The following is a 19,731-nucleotide window of genomic DNA, read 5'->3' on the forward strand; positions in this document are numbered from 1 at the left end:
CGTGGTATTTTTATCGTCGGGTGCGCAAGCAACATTGCGCAATGATATTATATCACCTATGTGCAGGGCATGTTGTCTCGTATCACCAAATCTGGCCAGCTCGATTCTGCAGCGATTGCGCTGTCGGCGTTGTGCATGGTGCACTGTGCCGCCGGCATCTGGCTGGTGGCGGGCTTCGCGTCTTTGGGCGGCGTTTTGCTATCCCCTTGGGTACACGAGATCGGTTTCGTCCTCGCCGCGATCATGGCTGCGCTTGCGCTCGGCCATGGGGCCCGGACGCATGGCGCAAGACTGCCGCTTTTGATCGGCGTCGTCGGCATCGCCTCGATGCTGATGGCAATGACAGTTCCGCACGGTAGCGCCTATGAATATGGTTTCACGCTCGCAGGCGTGGCCGCGTTGAGCATCGCGCACCTGCTCAATTACCGCGCGGCCCGCCAAGGCTGAGTGTTTCACGCAAGCCGGGCACTAACATTCGCACTTGCCCTTTGCCTGCCATCCGCGCCAAGAGTTGCGGCCTATGATCAGCACCGACACCAGCACCGCCCAGATCGACATCCACATCAATGGCGAGCCGCGCCGCGTGCCTGCCGGGCAGAGCATCGCCGCATTGGTGACCACGCTGGCGCTTGACCCGGCCAAGGTCGCGGTCGAACGCAATCTTGAGATCGTGCCGCGCTCGACGCTGGCCGACGTTGTGGTGGGTGAGGGCGATCGCCTGGAGATCGTACACTTCGTCGGCGGCGGCGATCATGCTGCAAGCATCCCCATGGACAGCGACGATAGCTGGAGCGTGGCAGGCCACACCTTCACCTCACGGCTGATCGTCGGTACCGGCAAGTACAAGGATTTTGCCCAGAACGCCGCCGCGCTCGAAGCCTCGGGTGCGCAGATCGTCACCGTCGCGGTCCGCCGGGTCAACGTGTCCGATCCCAGCGCGCCGATGCTGACCGACTTCATCGATCCCAAGAAGGTCACCTATCTGCCCAATACCGCAGGCTGCTTCACCGGCGAGGACGCAATCCGCACATTGCGGCTGGCGCGCGAGGCCGGCGGCTGGGATCTGGTCAAGCTTGAAGTGCTGGGCGAGGCCAAGACGCTGTATCCCGACATGCACGAGACGCTGCGCGCCACCGAAATCCTGGCCAAGGAAGGCTTCAAGCCGATGGTCTATTGCGTCGATGATCCGATCGGCGCCAAGCGGCTCGAAGATGCAGGCGCAGTCGCAATCATGCCGCTGGGCGCACCGATCGGATCGGGTCTGGGAATCCAGAACCGGGTGACGATCCGCCTGATCGTTGAAAACGCCAAGGTTCCGGTGCTGGTCGATGCAGGGGTCGGCACCGCGTCCGATGCGGCAATCGCAATGGAACTGGGCTGCGACGGCGTGCTGATGAACACCGCGATTGCCGAGGCCAAGGACCCGATCCGGATGGCCCGTGCGATGAAGCGGGCAGTCGAGGCCGGTCGCGATGCCTATCTGGCGGGGCGCATGGGAACCCGCAAATACGCCGATCCCTCAAGCCCGCTTGCCGGACTGATCTGAACCCGAACGCGGTTCCACGTGGAACCGCTCTGATATCCTTATATTCTTTGCGTCACCCCCCCGCGTTCGAAGGAAGACGGGAGGGCTGATTGTGCAACCGAGCCTTCCGTAGCGTCAGCCAGGACAACTCTCACGATTCGGTGACAGTTTGGTTGCAGACGCAACATTGGTCGATCCCGTGCGGTCGTTCGTCGACAGCCGTAGTCGTTGAGCGACGCGTTTCCCGATTTGGTCGAGCGATGCGCGACCTGCAGCATCCTCCCGCCTATCCAGATCATGTCGCGGATGTCCATAGCTCCCCAGGCCGGGCATCCGCGACAACCCGGGATCGGCCATGATGGGCCCCTTAACCAGCTTTGCCGGTCCCGGTTCGATCTACAGCCTCGAAAGGACCCCGCCCCATGTTCGCCATCGCAACCGCAACTATTTTTTCCCGCAGTCTGGCTGCCGCCGCAGCGTCTGCCATTCTTTTTTCCGCCACCGTCCACGCCAGCCCGGTCAAGACCGTCGATAATGGCAACGGGCGCATCGTGCGCAGCGTCGAAGTGCCGTTTGTCGATCTCGACCTAGCCACCGCCGACGGTGTTGCCGCCCTCGAATCGCGCTTGAAGCTTGCAACGCGCCAGGTTTGCGGCGCGGCCGAGCGCGCCCCGCTCGAGCAGCAGATGAATCAGCGAGCCTGCGTCGCCGAAACCATGGCCAGCGGCAAGCGCGCCGTAGTCACGCTGGTCGCCCGCGCCGAGGCCGGAGACCTGTTCAAGCCAGGCGAACGGATTGCCGTTGGCAGCTGACTTCACCAAGTTTACCACCCTTGGTAAAGACCGAACTGGACCGGTAGCCCCAAGGCTATCGGTCCTTTTTTGTCGGTCGTTGGCATGGGCATTTCCCAAACAGGTCGGGGCGGACGCATTGCTGCGCCCGCCCCTGTCCTTCGCGACCCAAAGGACTAGCTGATAAGCTGTTGCGTGCTCCCTGCCGGTTTCCCGGCGGGCGGGCAGGGTTCAGCGATAGAAGATGTGGTTGTCGACAGCGGCGAGGCGCTGCATCCGCCAGCCGGGGGACACATGGCGTGCGTGGAAGAACAACGCGCCTTCAACCGGGCTTTCCCAGGTGTCGGTCATGGCGATCTGGGCGATTGCCACCGCTTCACCCCAAGCGCGGCTGGACGTGGGGATGGTGGGCATTCTGCCGCCGCGCACGAACGAAAATTGGCTGGGCTGATACACGACGCCGCACAGGCTGTCGGCAAACCGGCCCGAATCACGGCGTGCGATCACTACCCGGGCCACGGCCAGCTGGCCGTTCAGCGTTTCGCCCTTGGATTCGAAGTACACCGCGCCAGCGAGGCAGCGCAGTTCTTCGTCCATATTGGCAGGTATCGCGTGCAGCGAAACGAGCTGGGCGAGGCTGTCGGCCTTGAGCGGTGCGACGGCGTTCTGGGTATCGATCTGCTGGGGTGCGGTTTCAGCGTCTGCGACGATCTCGACAGCGGCATCGGATGCGCTGGAAACGGCGTCTTCGCTGGTCTGGGCTGGAACCGGCTGGATCATGTCGGCGATCAGCGGCGATGCAAAGGCGGCTGAGGCGTCGGTAAAGGTCAGTGTGGCAATCGAATAGAATGCAACGGCGGCCATGCTGGCAGCCTTGAGGATCGTACTCATCAAATTCTTTAACTGTGCGGTGAGCAACCTGGATCAGGGCAACATGCTGGCAGAAAAAGTCTGCCGGCCGGTCCCGATGGGTTCCCCCCCGTCTGCGTGCTTGCCTTGAGAATTCCGCCCGTGGATTTTCGAATGGAACCGGCTGGCCGCCTGCGCGTTTCTGGTGAACGCGCCCTTCTGTCAGGCGGCGTAACGAGTCAACCAAGCTGACCTATTATCGCGTCGAACTGTGCGCGGTTGGCGATATCCAGTTCAATCACCCATATATCGGGGTCTCTGACCCGCCGACGCGCTATATAGTCCGCCAGCGTACCCTTGGCTGCGATGGTCTGAGGGTCTTCGTCCCAGATTTCCTGCCACTGGACGCCGCCATCGAGCCCCGAAATCCCCTCAATCACGCCGTTTTCTGCCCCACGCACGGTGCGGGTAATCAGAATCGCGCCGGCGACCGGATCACCCTTGGCCAGCAAGGTCGCAAATCCACCAACGGCCTGTGTCAGCCGCTTCAGCGCCTCGATCCGCATATGCGCCGCTAGCCTCGGTTCGATCACGCAAGTGCATCCTTGTGCGGATCCGGCTGCGGCGGGCTGTAACCTTCAAGCCCCGACAGACCGATGTGCGAGCGCATGAAAGTGCCGGTCCCGCGCGCTATCTCTTCGCCAAAGCTGTCCACCAGCCGCGCTTCGCCAACGAACACCCGCCGCTTGCCGCTGACCCAGTGGCCCTCGGCATAAACCGGGCCCGCGCGTACCGGTGCTGTAAAGTGCAGGTTGAAGGCGGTGGTGAGCAAAAAGCGATCGGTGACCAGCGCATTGCACGCATAGAACGCCGCGTCGTCGAGCATCTTGAAATAGAGCGTGCCGTGCGCTGCGCTGGCAGCGTGAAAATGCTCGGGAGTCACATCGAAATCGATCCGCGCGCGTCCTGCACCGGTGATAGTGAGCCGCGAGGGGAACAGCCGGTTGATGGCAGCGGCGGCGTAAAGCCGTTCCAGCGCCCGAAAATGCGCCTCAGCCCCGGTACCAGGAGCGCCAATAGCCGCTGAATCAGGCAGCGTCACGATCCAGCTCGGCGGTCACCAATGCGAAGATCGCATCGGGATCGTCAGCACCCTTGATCTTGGCGAGGGTTTTTTCATCGCGGGTCAGCCGCGAGATGTGCGCCAGTGCCTGGAGATGCATCGCCCCGGTCGCGATCGGAGAGATCAGCGCGATCACCAGATCGACCGGTAGATTGTCGATCGAACCGAAATCGATCGGCTTGCCCAGTCGCAGCAGCACTGCGACCGAGTGATCGAGCTTGTCGATCTTGCCGTGCGGAATGGCGACACGCCGACCGAACCCGGTCGAGCCCAGCTGTTCGCGCTCGAGGAGGCAGGCCAGAACCTGATCGGCATCCAAACCATAACAATGGCCGAACTGTTCGGCGGCCAGTTCCAGCGCCTGCTGCTTGTCGGCGACGCGCGCAGAAATGAGCACCGCCTGCTTGTCGAGTTCGAACCACGCCATGATAATCAAAGTTCTCGGTTCTGTGCGTCCGCCCCAGTCGTTGCCGGAGGCGGCGTGCATGAATGTCCATCAGGGCCAGCGTCGTTCCCGCCGGGGAGGTTCTGACCCCATCCCGCCAACGCCTGTCTGGGGCGCCCATGCACCAGATCGCCGCAAAAACCAAGCGGCACAGTGCATGGGCGTGCAATAAACGGCTTATTTCTGCGGTTCGACCCAGCCAATCGAGCCATCCGCCCGGCGATAGACCATATTGTGGCGGCCTGTGCCGGTGTTCTTGAAGAACAGCGCGGTGGTATTGCGCAGATCAAGCATCATCACCGCATCGGAAACGGTCGCCTCGGGAACATCGACCCGGGTTTCGGCGATCACCACGGGGAAATCGCCCGCTTCGTCTTCCTCGCTCCCGCTATCGAACACGGTGTAGGCGGCTTCTTCCTCGGCCAACGCGTGCTGGACCTGCTCCTGGCGGCCCTTGAGGCGGCCCATATAGCGGCGCAGCTGCTTGTCGATCTTTTCGGCAGCACCATCGAAGGCGACATGTGCGTCCTGCGCGGTGCCCTGTCCCTTGAGGATCAGGCCCTGCATCACATGGGTAACGATATCGCACTGGAACTGATCGTGCGGCCCTCGCCCGAAGGTGACCTGACTGGATATGGCCTTGGAAAAATACTTTTCGACAATCGCATTGAGCCGGTCCTCGACATGCACCTTGAGCGCTTCGCCAGTATCGACCTGATGACCTGAAATACGAATGTCCATGTTGTTCTCCATTATAATGGCCAGCCGCAGCGTGGGGCCGCGACGGGCCGGACAGATATCCCCAGGACTATGCCCCGGGGTGTTCGAGGAAATGGTGAGTTGACCTCCTTTCAGTGGAAGGCTGAGGGACTAACGCTTGGACAGCCAGAGCGGCTGCTTGATCTTGGCAAGAAATTCCTGATGCGCGGCTAGCTCGGCTGCACTGGCCGAGAACTGGCGTGGCAGGCGGTGCGGACGCTGGATCGCAGGGAAGAGGTTGGGGCGAGCAGAGGGGTTGGCCTGGCCCTCGGCGCTGTCATCGGCAAGCCCCAGGCCGATCTGCCGTCCACCGGTCAGCTCGATATAGACCTGCGCCAGAAGCTCGGCATCGAGCAGCGCACCGTGCAGCACGCGGTGGCTGCGATCGACCCCGAAACGCTTGCACAGCGCGTCCAGGCTCGCAGGCGATCCCGGGAACTTCGAGCGCGCCATCGCAACAGTATCGACCACCCGCGCCATCGGAATCGGCGCGATACCGATCCGCGCCAGTTCGGCGTTGACGAAGCGCATGTCGAAACCGGCGTTGTGCGCGACCAGTTGCGCATCCCCCAGAAACGCGAGCAGATCCTCGGCGCGTTCGTGAAACAGCGGCTTGTCCGCCAGAAAGGCATCGCTGTGGCCATGCACGCGTTCGGCCTCGGGCGGCATCGGTATCTGCGGGTTGAAGAAAGCGTGGAAGGTGCGGCCCGTGGCCATCCTTCCGACCATCTCGATGCATCCGATTTCCACCATCCTGTGTCCTTCGTCGGGGGACAGGCCGGTGGTTTCGGTATCGAAAATAATCTCTCTCATTTCAGTCATTATTGGCCTGATTTGATCAGCGCGCAAGAGACGACCGCAAATTCCCCAGCAGCTTTCGCACAGCCTGTCGCGTGGCCAGTTTGGTCCCTCCGGTGGGGATGACCCAGTCGGCATGCGCGCGTTTGTGATGATCCGCCATCTGCAGGTGGCGGATGTGCCGCAACCGCGCCGCAGTCATTCCCGGCCGGGCGAGCACACGCTGGCGCTGCTGCCACAAGGCGGCGGACACGACGATGATGCCGTCGACGTTCTGCGTCCCGCCTTTCTCGAACAGCAAGGGGATATCAAACACGATGATCCGACGCGCGCGATGGGCGCGGACGAACGCCGCGCGCGACCGGCCGACGGCGGGATGGACGATATGCTCGAGCGTCCTGAGTGCAGCCGGATTGCCGAACACCGCCGCGCCGAGCTTTGCCCGGTCGACCCCGTTCGCTCCGGTGGTCCCCGGGAAAGCCGCCTCGATCCGCGGCAGCAGCGCGCCGCCCGGCCCCTGCAGCCGGTATACCTCGGCATCGGCATCGAACACCGGAACGCCCTCGGCGCGCAGCATCTTGGCGACCGCCGACTTGCCCATGCCGATCGACCCGGTCAGGCCCAGCACCATCGGGCGGTGACGATGGTGAGGGGGCAGCCGCTTGACGTGCGCGGTCATGCGCTCAGCAGTGCACGCAGTTCGTCATCATGGGTCCGCGGCGGGGCGACATCGAAGAAGATCTCGAACGCCAGCGCCGCCTGTCCGATCAGCATTTCCAGCCCGTCGACGGTATCGAGCCCCAGCGTCCGCGCCTGTTTGAGCAGCGCGGTCTCGAGCGGGGCGTAGACGATGTCATACACCACCGCGCCTTGCGCCAAGGGCGACAGATCGACATTGAGCGGATCGAAGCCTTTCATCCCCAGCGGGCTGGTGTTGACCAGCAGGCCGACATCACCCAGCGGATCTTCCATCCCGCGCACCTGGCCCTTAAGCCCAAAGCTGGCGAGCAGTCCCATTGCCTTGAGAGCATTGCGCGCGTGGATGGTCACGCTGGCGACATTCATTCGCGACAACGCGAACAGCACCGCGCGCGCAGCACCGCCCGCGCCGATAATCGCGACGTCGGCGCCGGTGAAATCGCTTTGCCCCAGCGGCGCATAAAATCCGCCGGCATCGGTGTTGGTACCGAACAGGTCGCCTTTGTCGTCACGCGCGATGGTGTTCATCGCACCGATGCTGGCGCGGACATCGCCGGGATCGGCGACATGCTCCATCACCGCGAGCTTGTGCGGAATGGTGACGTTGCACCCGCGCCACAGCGGATCGGACCTGCGGCTTTCGATATAGGCGCCCAGCGCGTCGGGCGTGACATGCGCGGCGCGATAATCTGCGTCCATCCCCAGCTGCTTGAGCCAGAAGGAGTGGATCACAGGCGATTTGCTGTGCGCGATCGGATCACCGATCACCTCGGCATAGGGCTTTGCGCCGCCGGTGGTGGAGCTCATGCCGCGCAGCTCAGGATGGCATCAGCTCGCGCTCGCGCAGGAAGCCGAGCAGGGGCAGCAGCGGCATTCCGAGCACGGCGAAATGATTGCCATCGATATGGCTGAAAAGCTGGGCGCCTGCGCCTTCGATCTCGTAGCAACCCACGGTGTATCCGATCGATTCCCAGTGCTTATCCACATAGTTGCGCACAAAAGCGCTGCCCAGCGGGCGCACGTGCATCACCGCCTTATCGACATGCCGCCAGATCGGTCGACCACCTTCGACGATGACCGCTGCGCTCCACAACCGATGCGGTTTGCCCGACAGCGTTTCAAGCTGACGGATGGCATCCTCGGGGGTCTGCGGCTTGCTGAGCATTTCGCCGCTTTCGGTTTCCAGGATCTGATCCGATCCCAGCACCATCGCCTCGGGTCGTTTGGTGCCGACGCGCATCGCCTTGGCTTCGGCCAGTGCATCGGCGATGTCACGCGGGCTCGTGCCTTCCGCGTGCAGCGAGGCACGGATCGCCGATTCATCAATGTGCGCCGCAACGACGGAAAACGGGACGTCGGCTTTGTCCAGCATCGTCCGCCGCGATGCGCTTTGCGATGCGAGTATCAGCATGTCATTTCGTCCTTACGCTTCATCTGCGGCCAACCCTTCTGCCAGCCCTGCCTGCTTCCTGCCTTCGCGCGCTGTTTCGCGGGCGTTGAACAGGTTGATGATAGCGGCCGCCGACTCCTCGATCGATCTGCGGGTCACATCGATCACCGGCCAACCATTATCGGCAAACATCCGTCGGGCAAAAGCAAGCTCTGCCTTGACCTTGTCATCATTGACATAGTCGGTTTCCGGGGCCTGATTCAAGGACAACAGACGGTTACGGCGCACCGCAATCAGCCTTTCGGGGTTTGTGGTGAGCCCGACGACAAGCGGCCGGTTGAGCGAAAACAGCGACCTGGGCGGTGGGGATTCGACCACGATCGGGATATTGGCGGTCTTGTAGCCGCGGTTGGCAAGATAGATCGACGTCGGTGTCTTGGATGAGCGCGACACCCCCGCGAGCACGATTTCGGCCGCTTCCCAGTTCTCCCAATTCTGCCCATCGTCATGCGCGATGGTGAACTGGATGGCCTCGACCCGCGCGAAATAGGCCGCATCGAGCACATGCTGGCGCCCCGGACGTGCCTTGGCCGCCTGGCCCAGAAGATTGGACAGCGCATCGCTCACCGCATCCAGCGCGGGCACCGTCGGCAGGCCCAACACCCGGCAGCGACGCTCCAGCTTGGCGCGGATATCGGGATTGACCAAAGTGAACAGCACCAGCCCGGGATTGGCCGCGACCTCGTCGAGGATGCGATCAAGATGCGTTTCTGAACGCACCATCGGCCAGAAGTGTTTTATGATCTCGACCGCATCGAACTGGGCCAGCGCGGCCTTGGCGATGTTTTCCAGCGTCTCCCCGGTGGAATCCGACAGCAGATGGAGGTGGAGACGGCTCATGGCGATGGTCTGTGGGTTGTGCGGGGATAAATCAAGGCATGATGTTGTGGGCAAAACCGGGGACACAAACGCTCCCCCCTAGGAGCAAATTCATGCGGCACCTTGTCCACAGCTGACAAGCTTATCGACAGGGTGTTGATAAGCGGGATAAATTTTCCGACTCGTTGCACCATGGCCATTTGCCGACTGTCAATCTGTCGATACATAAGGCAAGAAAGCGTCATGCCGGTTATCAAGCGGCCTTCTTCAACAGATTCCTAATTAAAGGTTAAAAGATAAAGTATGGGCGGGGATACAGTTCAGACCGCAGTGCGCAACGCGCCGCTGCTAGAGTGCTTGGCAGGTAAGGTTCATCCAACGCCACCGATGTGGATGATGCGCCAGGCAGGGCGTTATCTGCCCGAATATCGCGCATTGCGGGCAGAGAAGGGCGGTTTCCTCGAGCTGGTATACGACAGCCCATCCGCCGCCGAGATCACGCTGCAGCCGCTCAAGCGCTTCGAGATGGATGCTGCGATCCTGTTTTCCGATATCCTGATCGTGCCATACGCCATGGGCCAGAACCTGCAGTTCCTGGTCGGCGAAGGTCCGCACCTTTCTCCCACTCTGGTCGATCATGCGCTGGAGAGCCTTGTTCCGGCCCATGAGCGGCTCGATGCGATCTACGAGACCGTACGCCTGGTCAAAGCCGATCTTGCGCCTGAGAAGGCGTTTCTGGGCTTTGCAGGGTCTGCCTGGACGGTCGCGACCTATATGGTCAACGGTGAGGGCAGCAAGGACCAGCACGCTACCCGCGCCTATGCCTACAGAGATCCGCAGGCTTTCCAGGTGCTGATCGACGCGATCGTCGATCTGACCATCACCTATCTCATCGGCCAGATCGATGCCGGGGTCGATGCGGTGCAGATTTTCGACAGCTGGTCGGGCTCGCTCTCGCCGGCGCAGTTCGAGCGCTGGGTCATTGCACCCAACGCGCGGATTGCAGCTGCCATCCACGAGGCACGCCCCGGCATTCCCGTCATCGGCTTCCCCAAGGGCGCAGGCGAAAAATTGGCCGCCTATGCCCGCGAAACCGGCGTCGATGCGCTCGGCCTCGACGAGACGATCGATCCGGTCTGGGCCGCAGCGAACATCCCTGCGCACATGCCAGTGCAGGGCAATCTCGATCCGCTGGCGCTGCTGGCAGGCGGCGAGCAGATGGAAAGTGCGGTCCGCCATATCATCCGCACCTTCGAGGGGCGGCCGCACATTTTCAACCTGGGCCATGGCATATTGCAGCAGACGCCCATTGAACATGTTCACGCACTGCTTACACTGGTGAAGCAGGGCGCATAATCGCGCTGCCTAACGAGCGAGTGGGGTCTCCTGCTCGCGCACACGGCATGGCACCATGAACGAGCTCCTCCTGACAACGGATTACGTCCTTTCAATGCTCTATCTCTGGCTCAAAGCGGCGCATCTCATTTTCGTCATCTTCTGGATGGCGGGATTGTTCATGATGCCCAGGTTCTTCGTCTACCATCAGGAAGCCGCCGCCGGCTCGCCCGAGGCGGCGCTCTGGGTCGAGCGCGAGGCCAAGCTCAAGAAGATCATCCTCAACCCTTCGCTGATCGTCGTCTGGCTGCTCGGGCTGGTACTCGCGGTGCAGATCGGTGCGTTTGCGCAAGGCTGGTTCCACGCCAAGCTGCTGTTCGTGCTGCTCTTGAGCGGCTATCACGGCTGGATGATCGGCTATGCCAAGAAGCTGGCAAGAGGCGAGCGCAAGATGACCGGCAAGAAATTGCGGCTAATTAACGAGGTTCCGGGGATCGCTGCTGCCATCATCGTGATCCTGGTGATCGTCAAGCCGTTCTGATTTTTCAATATTGAACTTCCTGTTCCCCCGCGAAGGCGGGGGCCCATCTCCTGCCGGTGCGCCTGGATGCAGGCTTCGGAGAAGGACCCCTGCCTGCGCAGGGGATTGAAAGAGGAGGCCGTAGCGAAAGCGGTAGGGGAGATATCTATCGCTCAACCCTCCCCCCTCACCTCACCGCAGCCCTGATTGACTTTCCCGCAAGCCCCGCCTAGATCGGTCACCGTCCCGTCCGGGACCGTCGACGACCCTTATCCACCAGTGACCGGATTACCGGCTGGGCGTCCCACAGATTTTCCCATGACTGCCGTCTGATTTTTTTGCGGCACCTTTTCTTCACGGACTATTGCACCTCATGCATCTTAAAGAACTCAAGCAGAAAACCCCCGCTGAACTCGTCACCATGGCCGAAGAGCTGGGGGTCGAGAGCGCATCGACGCTCCGCCGCCAGGATCTGATGTTCGCGATCCTCAAGGAACTGGCCGACGATGGCGAGCTCATCATGGGCCTCGGCACCATCGAAGTGCTGTCCGACGGGTTCGGTTTCCTGCGCAGCCCCGAGGCGAACTATCTCGCCGGGCCCGACGATATCTACGTCTCCCCAAACCAGGTGCGCCGCTTCGGCCTGCGCACCGGTGACACGGTCGAAGGCGAGATCCGCGCACCCCGCGATGGCGAGCGCTATTTCGCGCTGACCAAGCTGACCGCAGTCAATTTCGACGATCCCGATGTGGTCCGTCACCGCGTCAACTTCGACAACCTGACCCCGCTGTATCCTGATGAAAAGCTGCGGCTCGACACGCTCGACCCGACCGTCAAGGACAAGTCGGCGCGTGTCATCGATATCGTCAGCCCGCAGGGCAAGGGCCAGCGCGCGCTGATCGTGGCCCCACCGCGCGTGGGTAAAACGGTTCTGCTGCAGAACATCGCAAAGGCGATCACCGACAACCATCCCGAGGTTTTCCTCATCGTGCTGCTGATCGACGAACGGCCCGAGGAAGTCACCGACATGCAGCGCAGCGTGAAGGGTGAGGTTATCTCCTCGACCTTCGACGAGCCTGCGCAGCGTCACGTTCAAGTCGCCGAAATGGTGATCGAAAAGGCCAAGCGACTGGTCGAGCACAAGAAGGATGTCGTCATCCTGCTCGACTCGATCACGCGTCTGGGTCGTGCCTACAACACCGTTGTCCCGTCATCGGGCAAGGTGCTGACCGGCGGCGTCGATGCCAATGCGCTGCAGCGTCCCAAGCGCTTCTTCGGTGCTGCGCGCAACATCGAGGAGGGCGGTTCGCTGTCGATCATCGCCACCGCGCTGATCGACACCGGCAGCCGCATGGATGAGGTCATCTTCGAAGAGTTCAAGGGCACCGGCAACTCTGAAATCGTGCTCGACCGCAAGGTCGCGGATAAGCGCATCTTCCCTGCGCTCGATGTCGGCAAATCCGGCACCCGCAAGGAAGAGCTGCTGGTCGAGAAGGACATCCTGTCGAAAATGTGGGTGCTGCGCCGCATCCTCATGCAGATGGGAACGATCGATGCGATGGAATTCCTGCTCGACAAGATGAAGGATTCCAAGACCAACGAAGATTTCTTCGACTCGATGAACCAGTAAGCGTCTAAAGGGTAGTACGCAGATGGGCGATATCTGGTCACACATCGTTATGGACTTTGGCGGCCTTTTCGCGGGCGACGCTGCGGCGTGGTTTGCGTTCGGTCAGGTGCTGATGATCGACATCCTGCTGGCCGGCGACAACGCGATTGTTGTCGGCGCGCTCGCGGCGGGCTTGCCCGCTGATCAGCGCCGCAAGGTCATCCTGATCGGCATCATCGCCGCTTTGGTCCTGCGTATCGCTTTTGCCCTGGTGGTGACCCAGTTGATGCAGATCGTCGGGTTGATTTTTGCCGGCGGCCTGCTGCTGCTGTGGGTTTCGTGGAAAATGTACCGCGAACTTCAGCCTGCCGGAGGCTCGCCGGGATCGCCCGAAATCGAGGGCGACGAGGACAGCGGCGTTCGGCCTGCCAAAAGCTTCGCCTCAGCCGCCTGGGCGGTTGCAGTGGCTGACGTGTCGATGAGCCTCGACAATGTTCTGGCCGTTGCCGGTGCAGCGCGCGAACACCCAGGAATCCTCATCGTCGGCCTGATTCTCGCAGTTGGACTGATGGGTATCGCGGCGAACTTCATCGCCAAGTATATCGAGCGTTTCCGCTGGATTGCCTATCTGGGGCTGCTGGTCATCCTGTATGTCGCGGGCAAGATGATCTACGACGGTTTTGTCGATCCCACGGTTGGAGTGACCACCCTTTTCAGCTGACCGCTCAGTGAAACATTTCCTCCCCGAAAGTGTTTGGTCCCTGTTAGCATAGGAAAAATGCATGGGGAGGAACCGCCAATGATACGGATATTGCTGGCTACCGTCGCGCTCACTGCGCTGGGGGCAACAATGGTGAGCGCTCAGCCGAGCACTCAAATCGCCGCATCGGCTGAGATTGGTCGCAACGTCACCCTGTTCGAACTTCCCAAGGGATCGCGTCCGCACGACGTCGCACCCGCACCAGACGGCAAGATCTGGTACACCGCGCAGCGCCAGGGCGCGCTCGGCATCCTCGATCCGGTCTCCGGCAAGGTGGTGCAGGTGCCCCTTGGACCTGAATCTTCGCCGCATGGCGTGATCCAGGGTCCCGATGGCATGGCCTGGATCACCGATGGCGGGCAGAACGCAATTGTTCGTTACAATCCGGCAGACGGCAAGATCGATGTTTGGAAACTGCCTGAGGACACCGGCTACACCAATCTCAATACCGGCGCGTTCGATGGCAAGGGCGTGCACTGGTTCACCGGGCAAAACGGCATTTATGGCCGGGTCGATGCGACGACCGGCAAAGTCGACGTCTGGAAGGATCCCAAGGGCCGCGGCCCTTATGGCATCGCCACCGCGCCAGATGGTACGGTGTGGTATGTCTCGCTTGCCGGCAGCCACCTCGCGAAAATCGACAGCACCAGCGGCGAGATCAGCGTAATCGAACCACCGACCCCGGGCGCGGGCCTTCGCCGGGTGTGGTCCGATAGCCGGGGTGATTTGTGGATTACCGGTTGGAACAGTGGCGAGCTTTATCGCTACCGCCCCTCGACCAAGGCTTGGAAGACCTGGCAGCTACCCGGCAATGCGCCCAAGGCCTATGCGGTCTATGTCGACGAGCGCGATATGGTGTGGGTCAGCGATTTCGGTGACAATTCCACCCGGGTGTTCGACCCGCGAACCGAGAAATTCGCCGCGCGCTATCCCGGCAGCGGCGAGGGCGCCAATGTCCGTCAGATCCTTGGTCGCAAGGGCGAGGTGATGCTGCCAGAATCGGGCACCGAGCGGATGATGGTGGTGCGGACCGACGGCAAATGATCCGTTGGCTGGGCGCAGTGATGCTTGTGGTTCCAACGCTGGCTTTCGCACAAGGTGATAACCAGATAGGTGAGCGTGCTTTCCAACGCTGCTATAGCTGCCATTCGGTCACGAGGGGCGAGAAGGGGCTGAGCGGCCCCAATCTCGCAGGCCTCTCCGCCCGCGCGATCGCTTCCGATTCCGATTTTGATTATTCCAAGGCTTTCAGGAAGTTCGCAAGCTCCAACCCACGCTGGACGCCCGATCTTCTGGACCGGTTTCTCACCGATCCGCAAGCAGTTGTGCCTGGCACCGATATGGGTTTTTTCGGGCTGAAGAAGGCCAACGAGCGTGCGGCGATTGTCGCGTATATTCTGGGAGAGAGGTAACCACACTGGTTATCCATGTCGTCATCCCCGCGAACGCGGGGGTCCCGTTTTCTAGCCAACGTTGCGCTCAAGCGGGATTCCCGCGTTCGCGGGAATGACGGCCGCAGAGTTTATTCTAACCTGCCTTCGCCAGCATCTCGCCCATCTTCTCCCAGACCTTGTTCATCGCCTTCATCGGGCGAACCATCACCTTGAAGTCGACGATCTGGCCATCGTCGTTCCAGCGGATGATATCGACCCCGTTGACCTGGATACCGTCGAGTTCGAGCGCGAATTCGAGCATCGCATTATCGCCATCGATAATCTTCCGGACGTAGTGAAAGCTGTCATTGCCCAGCACGTGCGATGCGGCGTGGAGATAGGCGAAGACCTTGGCCTTGCCCTCCTGCGGCGTGTGCACCACCGGCGAATGGAACACCGCATCGTCGGCGAGCATCGCGCTCAGCTTTTCGGGCTCGGATCCGCCGTGCATGTAATCATGCCAGGCGGCGACCCCTGCCTGTGCCGCGCTCATGCAAGATGCTCGGCGAAGAATGTCACCGTCCGGCCATCGGCGAGCTGCGCGCCTGCCTCATCGCGGCGATTGCCCATTTCGGCAGCAAACCCGTGATCGAGCCCCTCATAGTCGTACAAGGTCACCCGCGGATGATCGTCCAGCCCGGCATGCACCGCAGCCTGCGCCTCGGGCCCTACAAAATGATCCGCCGTGGGGATATGCAGCATAAGCGGATTGGCAATCGCGTGCGATTCATCGAGCATCTGATCGATCATCACGCCGTAATAGCCGACACTGGCATCGATATCGGTGCGGGCTGCGACCATGAACGCCAGCTTGCCGCCCAGGCAGTAGCCAACCGCGCCGACCTTGCTCACGCCGCCCAGTTCGCCGATCCCGGCGCGGATTGCGCGGATCGTCGCCTCGATGTCCTTGACGCCGTCATTGGCGTCGTACTTGCCGAAATAGCCGAATGCTTCCTGAAGCTCAACTTCGATATCGGGATTGAGTTCGATTCCCGGCTTGATCCGCCAGAACAGATCCGGTGCGACTGCGAGATAACCTTGGCTGGCCCAGCCATCACACTTCTTGCGGATGCCTTCGTTGACCCCGAAGATCTCCTGGATCACGATGATCGCGGCCTTCGGCGTGCCTTCGGGGGTTGCCACATACGCGCCGAATTCGGCTTCGTGGTCGAAGGTCTGGATGCTGTGCGTCGAACCCATTATACTCTCCATCATCAATTCATTTGCTTTGGTGGCCATTTATACCCACTTTGGCAGGGCTGATAAGCGTGAAACTGGGGCTTGGGGGCCTTTGCGCTGCAACAAGGTGGAATGCCATGAAAGTGAATGTCGAAGTCGATTGCTCCCCCGAAGAGATGCGCCGTTTCCTTGGGCTTCCCGACGTCTCGGATGTCAACAAGACCTATGTCGATGGTGTCGTCAACGCGATGAAGGGCACCAGCAACGTCGATCAGTTGCAGACCATGGCCAAGAACATCGCGCCGATGGGCGAGATGGGGTTGCGCTTCTTCCAGCAGATCATGGAAGCCGCTGCATCGGGTGCCAGCGGCAAGCCCAAGAGCGGCAGCTGATCCGCATCTGATACTATGCGCGCAGGCGATACGATCTTTGCGCTGTCCAGCGGCGCGCCGCCTGCTGCCATCGCCCTTATCCGGATAAGCGGCCGACAGGCCGGTGATGCGCTGGCAGCGCTGTGCGGGGGACTGCCACCCCCGCGCCGCGCTGCCTTGCGCGCGCTTCATGATCCCGACGACAGCACTCTGCTCGACCGCGCATTGGTGCTGTGGTTCCCGGGCCCCGCAACTGCGACCGGCGAGGATCTCGCCGAGCTGCATCTGCATGGCGGCCGCGCGGTGGTCCGGGTGGTGGAAACCGTGCTGGCGCGCATACCCGGATTGCGTCTGGCCGAATCTGGCGAGTTTACGCGCCGGGCGTTTCTCAACGGGCGGATGGATCTGGCCGAGGCCGAGGGTCTGTCCGATCTGCTGTTTTCCGAAACCGAAGCCCAGCGGGTTGCCGCGATCCGGATGGCGAGCGGCCATCTGTCGCGTCAGGTCGAAGGCTGGCGGCACGAGGTGCTGCGGCTGTCGGCGCTGGTCGAGGCCGAGCTCGATTTTTCGGATGAGGATGATGTCGGACCGAATGCGGCAGACACAACAGGGCAGGGCATAGCTGCGCTTGGACTGGTGATCGGCGAGGCATTGGCGCGACCCCGCGCCGAACGCCTGCGCGACGGCATCCGCATCGTTCTGGCGGGACCACCCAATAGCGGCAAGTCGACATTGCTCAACGCTCTGGTGCAACGCGAGGCGGCGATCGTCTCCGATATCGCAGGAACGACCCGCGACCTGATCGAAGTCCCGGTTGCCTTGGGCGGAGTGCCGTTCGTGTTCACGGACACGGCCGGATTGCGCAATGAGGGAGCCGAGGTCATCGAAGCGATCGGCATCGACCGCGCGCGCGATGCAATGGCTGGCGCAGATATCGTGCTTTGGCTCGGGCCGCAGGGGCAGGGTGGACGGACCGCCTGGGAGATCGAAACGCAGATCGACAAGGCCGATGTTTCACGTGAAACAAAGACGCAGCCCCGGCACCGGATTTCGGCCCGCACGGGGGAGGGGTTGGATGCGCTGATCGCCGATCTGGTTGATGCTGCTCGGACACTGTTACCGGCGGCTGGCGATGTGGCGCTCAATGCCCGGCAACATCGGTTGTTGACGGAATGTACGGATGCCTTGCGTCAGGCAGCCGGGGAGGATGAACTGTTGCTGCGCGCCGAAGCGCTGAGGATGGCCAGGCTGGCGCTCGATCGGCTGCTCGGTCGCACCCATGTCGAGGATATGCTCGATGCACTGTTCGGCGCCTTCTGCATCGGCAAATAGACATCGGTGCTGCCGCTACGCGCGGAGCGTAGTACCACCTGAATCCCTCGACCGAATCCGCCAACTGCGCTATGCGCGGTGCATGTTGCAATTCGATGTTCTGGTTGTCGGCGGCGGTCACGCCGGGTGCGAGGCTGCCGCGGTGGCCGCGCGGATGGGCGCGCGCGTGGCATTGGTGAGCTTCACCCGCGATGCGATCGGCGCGATGTCGTGCAACCCTGCGATCGGTGGTCTCGGCAAGGGGCACCTAGTGCGCGAGGTCGATGCCTTTGATGGCTTGATCGCGCGCGCAGCCGACGAAGCCGCGATCCATTACCGCATGCTCAACAGCTCGAAGGGCAGCGCGGTGCAAGGCCCCAGGGTGCAGGCCGACCGCAAATTGTACAAAGCTGCGATCCAGCGGATGCTGGCGGCCGAACCCCATCTGGCGATTGTCGAGGGCGAAGTCGCTGCGCTGCGTCTTGCAAATGGCAACGTGACCGGTGTCGATCTGGCGGATGGCTCGAGCATCGCTGCCGGCGCGGTCGTTCTTGCGACCGGGACGTTTCTGGGTGGGCGTCTGTATCGCGGCGAGGAACGGCTTGAGGGCGGTCGCATCGGCGAACCGGGTGCCAGTCTCCTCGCGCAGCAGCTTCGTGGTGCAGAGCTTCCCATGGCGCGGTTGAAGACTGGGACACCGCCGCGGATCGACGGACGCACGATCGACTGGGCGCGGCTCGACGAGCAGCCGAGCGATACCGATGGCTGGACGATGTCACCCTTGAGCAAGGGTCGCAGCGTGTCCCAGGTCTTCTGCGCGATGACCCGGACCAACCTCCGGACGCACGATATCATCCGCGCCAATCTTGATCGCTCGCCCTTGTTCAGCGGCGCTATCGGGGCGCAGGGTCCGCGCTATTGTCCGTCGATCGAGGACAAGATCCATCGCTTCGGTGATCGCGACGGCCATCAGGTGTTTCTCGAACCCGAGGGCCTCGATACGCATCTGGTCTATCCCAATGGGATTTCGACCTCGCTGCCGACAGATGTGCAGCTCGCTTTCGTTCGCTCGATGGCGGGGCTTGAACGCGCCGAGATCGTTGTTCCGGGTTATGCTGTCGAATATGATCATATTGATCCGCGCGCCCTGGATCATCACTTGCAGGTGCGCGCGATGCCGGGATTGTACTGCGCGGGCCAGATCAACGGCACCACGGGGTATGAAGAGGCCGCCGCGCAGGGTCTGGTTGCGGGAATAGCAGCAGCAGGCAACGTGCTCGGGCGTGAGATTGTATTGCCGGATCGGGCGACCAGCTATCTTGCGGTGATGATCGACGACCTAGTGCTGCAGGGGGTGACCGAGCCTTACCGGATGCTCACCGCGCGGGCAGAGTATCGGTTAAGGCTGCGCGCCAACAATGCGTCCGATCGGCTCACTGACCTCGCGATTGGCAACGGCTGTGTCAGCGAACCGCGCAGGGCGTGGTTCGAGACGCGCCAGCACGCCAAGACTGCGATGCTGGGGCAGCTCGAGCGAACCGCGAGTTGCGCCGAGCTTGCCGCGCTGGGGCTCCCGGTCAAGGCGGATGGTACCCGGCAAACCCTTTATGACTGGCTGCGCTTCCCGTCCATTTCGCTGGGTGCATTGGCGCCAATGATCGAAGGCTATTCCGGTCTTACCGATGACCTGATTGCCGAAATCGAGGAAGATGCGGTCTACGCGCCGTACCTCGCGCGACAGGACGCCGAGCTCCGCGATCTGCGCGCCAACGAGCGGATCGCATTGGGACCGGATATCGACTATCGCGCGATCACCGGGCTGTCGAACGAGATGGTCGAACGGCTGGCCTTGGCCCAACCCGAAACGCTGGCGGAGGCTGGGCGTGTGCGAGGGGTAACCCCTGCGGCGCTCGCGGCGATCCTGGTCCATGCCCGCCGCCGTGCGGCCTGAGCCA

24 protein-coding genes are annotated in these 19,731 nt (G+C 62.0%); 12 read left to right on the forward strand and 12 right to left on the reverse strand.

Annotated features, from left to right (window positions below):
* Positions 1-69 precede the first annotated feature (69 nt).
* The 3 genes from IEW00_RS03245 (at position 70) to IEW00_RS03255 (ending at position 2,337) form a co-directional block, all read left to right on the forward strand.
* A complete protein-coding gene (locus IEW00_RS03245; protein WP_188512893.1) occupies positions 70-447 on the forward strand; it encodes a MerC domain-containing protein in 378 nt (125 codons plus the stop codon).
* A gap of 73 nt (positions 448-520) precedes the next feature.
* The gene (thiS, locus tag IEW00_RS03250; RefSeq protein ID WP_188512894.1) at positions 521-1,546 is read left to right on the forward strand and encodes a sulfur carrier protein ThiS; all 1,026 of its coding nucleotides are present in this window, start codon (positions 521-523) and stop codon (positions 1,544-1,546) included.
* A gap of 401 nt (positions 1,547-1,947) precedes the next feature.
* The gene (locus tag IEW00_RS03255; protein WP_188512895.1) at positions 1,948-2,337 is read left to right on the forward strand and encodes a UrcA family protein; all 390 of its coding nucleotides are present in this window, start codon (positions 1,948-1,950) and stop codon (positions 2,335-2,337) included.
* A 210-nt stretch (positions 2,338-2,547) separates the two neighbouring features.
* Here the strand turns inward: IEW00_RS03255 and IEW00_RS03260 are convergent, their stop codons facing one another.
* From IEW00_RS03260 to IEW00_RS03305, 10 genes are all read right to left on the reverse strand, one after another.
* Positions 2,548-3,207, reverse strand: coding sequence for a cell wall hydrolase (locus IEW00_RS03260; RefSeq protein ID WP_188512896.1), 660 nt, complete (start codon positions 3,205-3,207; stop codon positions 2,548-2,550).
* A gap of 197 nt (positions 3,208-3,404) precedes the next feature.
* The gene (locus IEW00_RS03265; RefSeq protein ID WP_188512897.1) at positions 3,405-3,758 is read right to left on the reverse strand and encodes a DUF1491 family protein; all 354 of its coding nucleotides are present in this window, start codon (positions 3,756-3,758) and stop codon (positions 3,405-3,407) included.
* Complete coding sequence (locus IEW00_RS03270; protein WP_373282576.1) at positions 3,755-4,261, reverse strand: PaaI family thioesterase; 507 nt, start codon at positions 4,259-4,261, stop codon at positions 3,755-3,757. The genes IEW00_RS03265 and IEW00_RS03270 overlap by 4 nt, the downstream gene beginning before the upstream one ends.
* Positions 4,254-4,715 (reverse strand): PTS sugar transporter subunit IIA, encoded by a 462-nt coding sequence (locus IEW00_RS03275; RefSeq protein WP_188512898.1) that lies wholly within the window; start codon positions 4,713-4,715, stop codon positions 4,254-4,256. Before IEW00_RS03275 ends, IEW00_RS03270 begins: the two co-directional genes overlap by 8 nt.
* Positions 4,716-4,910: 195 nt before the next feature.
* Positions 4,911-5,474, reverse strand: coding sequence for a ribosome hibernation-promoting factor, HPF/YfiA family (hpf, locus tag IEW00_RS03280; RefSeq protein ID WP_188512899.1), 564 nt, complete (start codon positions 5,472-5,474; stop codon positions 4,911-4,913).
* 129 nt (positions 5,475-5,603) lie between these two features.
* Positions 5,604-6,305, reverse strand: a complete 702-nt coding sequence (gene dnaQ / locus IEW00_RS03285; RefSeq protein ID WP_188512900.1) for a DNA polymerase III subunit epsilon — start codon at positions 6,303-6,305, stop codon at positions 5,604-5,606.
* A 25-nt stretch (positions 6,306-6,330) separates the two neighbouring features.
* On the reverse strand, positions 6,331-6,969 hold the full coding sequence (gene coaE / locus IEW00_RS03290; RefSeq protein WP_188512901.1) for a dephospho-CoA kinase: 639 nt from the start codon (positions 6,967-6,969) through the stop codon (positions 6,331-6,333).
* Positions 6,966-7,796 carry a shikimate dehydrogenase gene (aroE, locus tag IEW00_RS03295; RefSeq protein ID WP_188512902.1) on the reverse strand — a complete coding sequence of 277 codons (831 nt, stop codon included), beginning with the start codon at positions 7,794-7,796 and terminating at the stop codon, positions 6,966-6,968. The genes coaE and aroE overlap by 4 nt, the downstream gene beginning before the upstream one ends.
* Before the next feature lie 10 nt (positions 7,797-7,806).
* The gene (locus tag IEW00_RS03300; protein WP_188512903.1) at positions 7,807-8,400 is read right to left on the reverse strand and encodes a Maf family protein; all 594 of its coding nucleotides are present in this window, start codon (positions 8,398-8,400) and stop codon (positions 7,807-7,809) included.
* Between the two features lie 12 nt (positions 8,401-8,412).
* Positions 8,413-9,279 (reverse strand): pyruvate, water dikinase regulatory protein, encoded by an 867-nt coding sequence (locus IEW00_RS03305; protein ID WP_188512904.1) that lies wholly within the window; start codon positions 9,277-9,279, stop codon positions 8,413-8,415.
* Between the two features lie 282 nt (positions 9,280-9,561).
* Between IEW00_RS03305 and hemE the strand changes: the two genes are divergently transcribed.
* From hemE to IEW00_RS03335, 6 genes are all read left to right on the forward strand, one after another.
* Complete coding sequence (gene hemE / locus IEW00_RS03310) at positions 9,562-10,614, forward strand: uroporphyrinogen decarboxylase (protein ID WP_268235778.1); 1,053 nt, start codon at positions 9,562-9,564, stop codon at positions 10,612-10,614.
* A 55-nt stretch (positions 10,615-10,669) separates the two neighbouring features.
* Positions 10,670-11,134, forward strand: coding sequence for a CopD family protein (locus tag IEW00_RS03315; RefSeq protein WP_188512905.1), 465 nt, complete (start codon positions 10,670-10,672; stop codon positions 11,132-11,134).
* 352 nt (positions 11,135-11,486) lie between these two features.
* Positions 11,487-12,743: a transcription termination factor Rho gene (gene rho / locus IEW00_RS03320; RefSeq protein ID WP_054135170.1), complete on the forward strand. Its 1,257-nt coding sequence runs from the start codon at positions 11,487-11,489 to the stop codon at positions 12,741-12,743.
* 22 nt (positions 12,744-12,765) lie between these two features.
* Positions 12,766-13,443 (forward strand): TerC family protein, encoded by a 678-nt coding sequence (locus IEW00_RS03325; RefSeq protein ID WP_188512906.1) that lies wholly within the window; start codon positions 12,766-12,768, stop codon positions 13,441-13,443.
* Between the two features lie 78 nt (positions 13,444-13,521).
* Entirely contained in the window at positions 13,522-14,526 is a 1,005-nt protein-coding gene (locus tag IEW00_RS03330; protein ID WP_229736780.1) for a Vgb family protein, read from the forward strand.
* Complete coding sequence (locus tag IEW00_RS03335; RefSeq protein ID WP_188512907.1) at positions 14,523-14,894, forward strand: c-type cytochrome; 372 nt, start codon at positions 14,523-14,525, stop codon at positions 14,892-14,894. The genes IEW00_RS03330 and IEW00_RS03335 overlap by 4 nt, the downstream gene beginning before the upstream one ends.
* A gap of 115 nt (positions 14,895-15,009) precedes the next feature.
* Here IEW00_RS03335 and IEW00_RS03340 read toward each other — a convergent pair whose 3' ends face one another.
* Complete coding sequence (locus IEW00_RS03340; protein ID WP_188512908.1) at positions 15,010-15,408, reverse strand: nuclear transport factor 2 family protein; 399 nt, start codon at positions 15,406-15,408, stop codon at positions 15,010-15,012.
* A complete protein-coding gene (locus tag IEW00_RS03345) occupies positions 15,405-16,115 on the reverse strand; it encodes a dienelactone hydrolase family protein (RefSeq protein WP_188513095.1) in 711 nt (236 codons plus the stop codon). Before IEW00_RS03345 ends, IEW00_RS03340 begins: the two co-directional genes overlap by 4 nt.
* A gap of 116 nt (positions 16,116-16,231) precedes the next feature.
* On the opposite strand from IEW00_RS03345, the gene IEW00_RS03350 reads away from it, so the two are divergent.
* The 3 genes from IEW00_RS03350 (at position 16,232) to mnmG (ending at position 19,727) form a co-directional block, all read left to right on the forward strand.
* On the forward strand, positions 16,232-16,486 hold the full coding sequence (locus tag IEW00_RS03350; protein WP_188512909.1) for a DUF6489 family protein: 255 nt from the start codon (positions 16,232-16,234) through the stop codon (positions 16,484-16,486).
* A 15-nt stretch (positions 16,487-16,501) separates the two neighbouring features.
* Positions 16,502-17,797 carry a tRNA uridine-5-carboxymethylaminomethyl(34) synthesis GTPase MnmE gene (gene mnmE, locus IEW00_RS03355; protein ID WP_188512910.1) on the forward strand — a complete coding sequence of 432 codons (1,296 nt, stop codon included), beginning with the start codon at positions 16,502-16,504 and terminating at the stop codon, positions 17,795-17,797.
* Positions 17,798-17,879: 82 nt separating this feature from the next.
* Complete coding sequence (gene mnmG / locus IEW00_RS03360) at positions 17,880-19,727, forward strand: tRNA uridine-5-carboxymethylaminomethyl(34) synthesis enzyme MnmG (RefSeq protein ID WP_188512911.1); 1,848 nt, start codon at positions 17,880-17,882, stop codon at positions 19,725-19,727.
* Positions 19,728-19,731 lie beyond the last annotated feature (4 nt).

Source organism: Blastomonas aquatica (assembly GCF_014639875.1).
Taxonomy (GTDB): Bacteria; Pseudomonadota; Alphaproteobacteria; order Sphingomonadales; family Sphingomonadaceae; genus Blastomonas; species Blastomonas aquatica.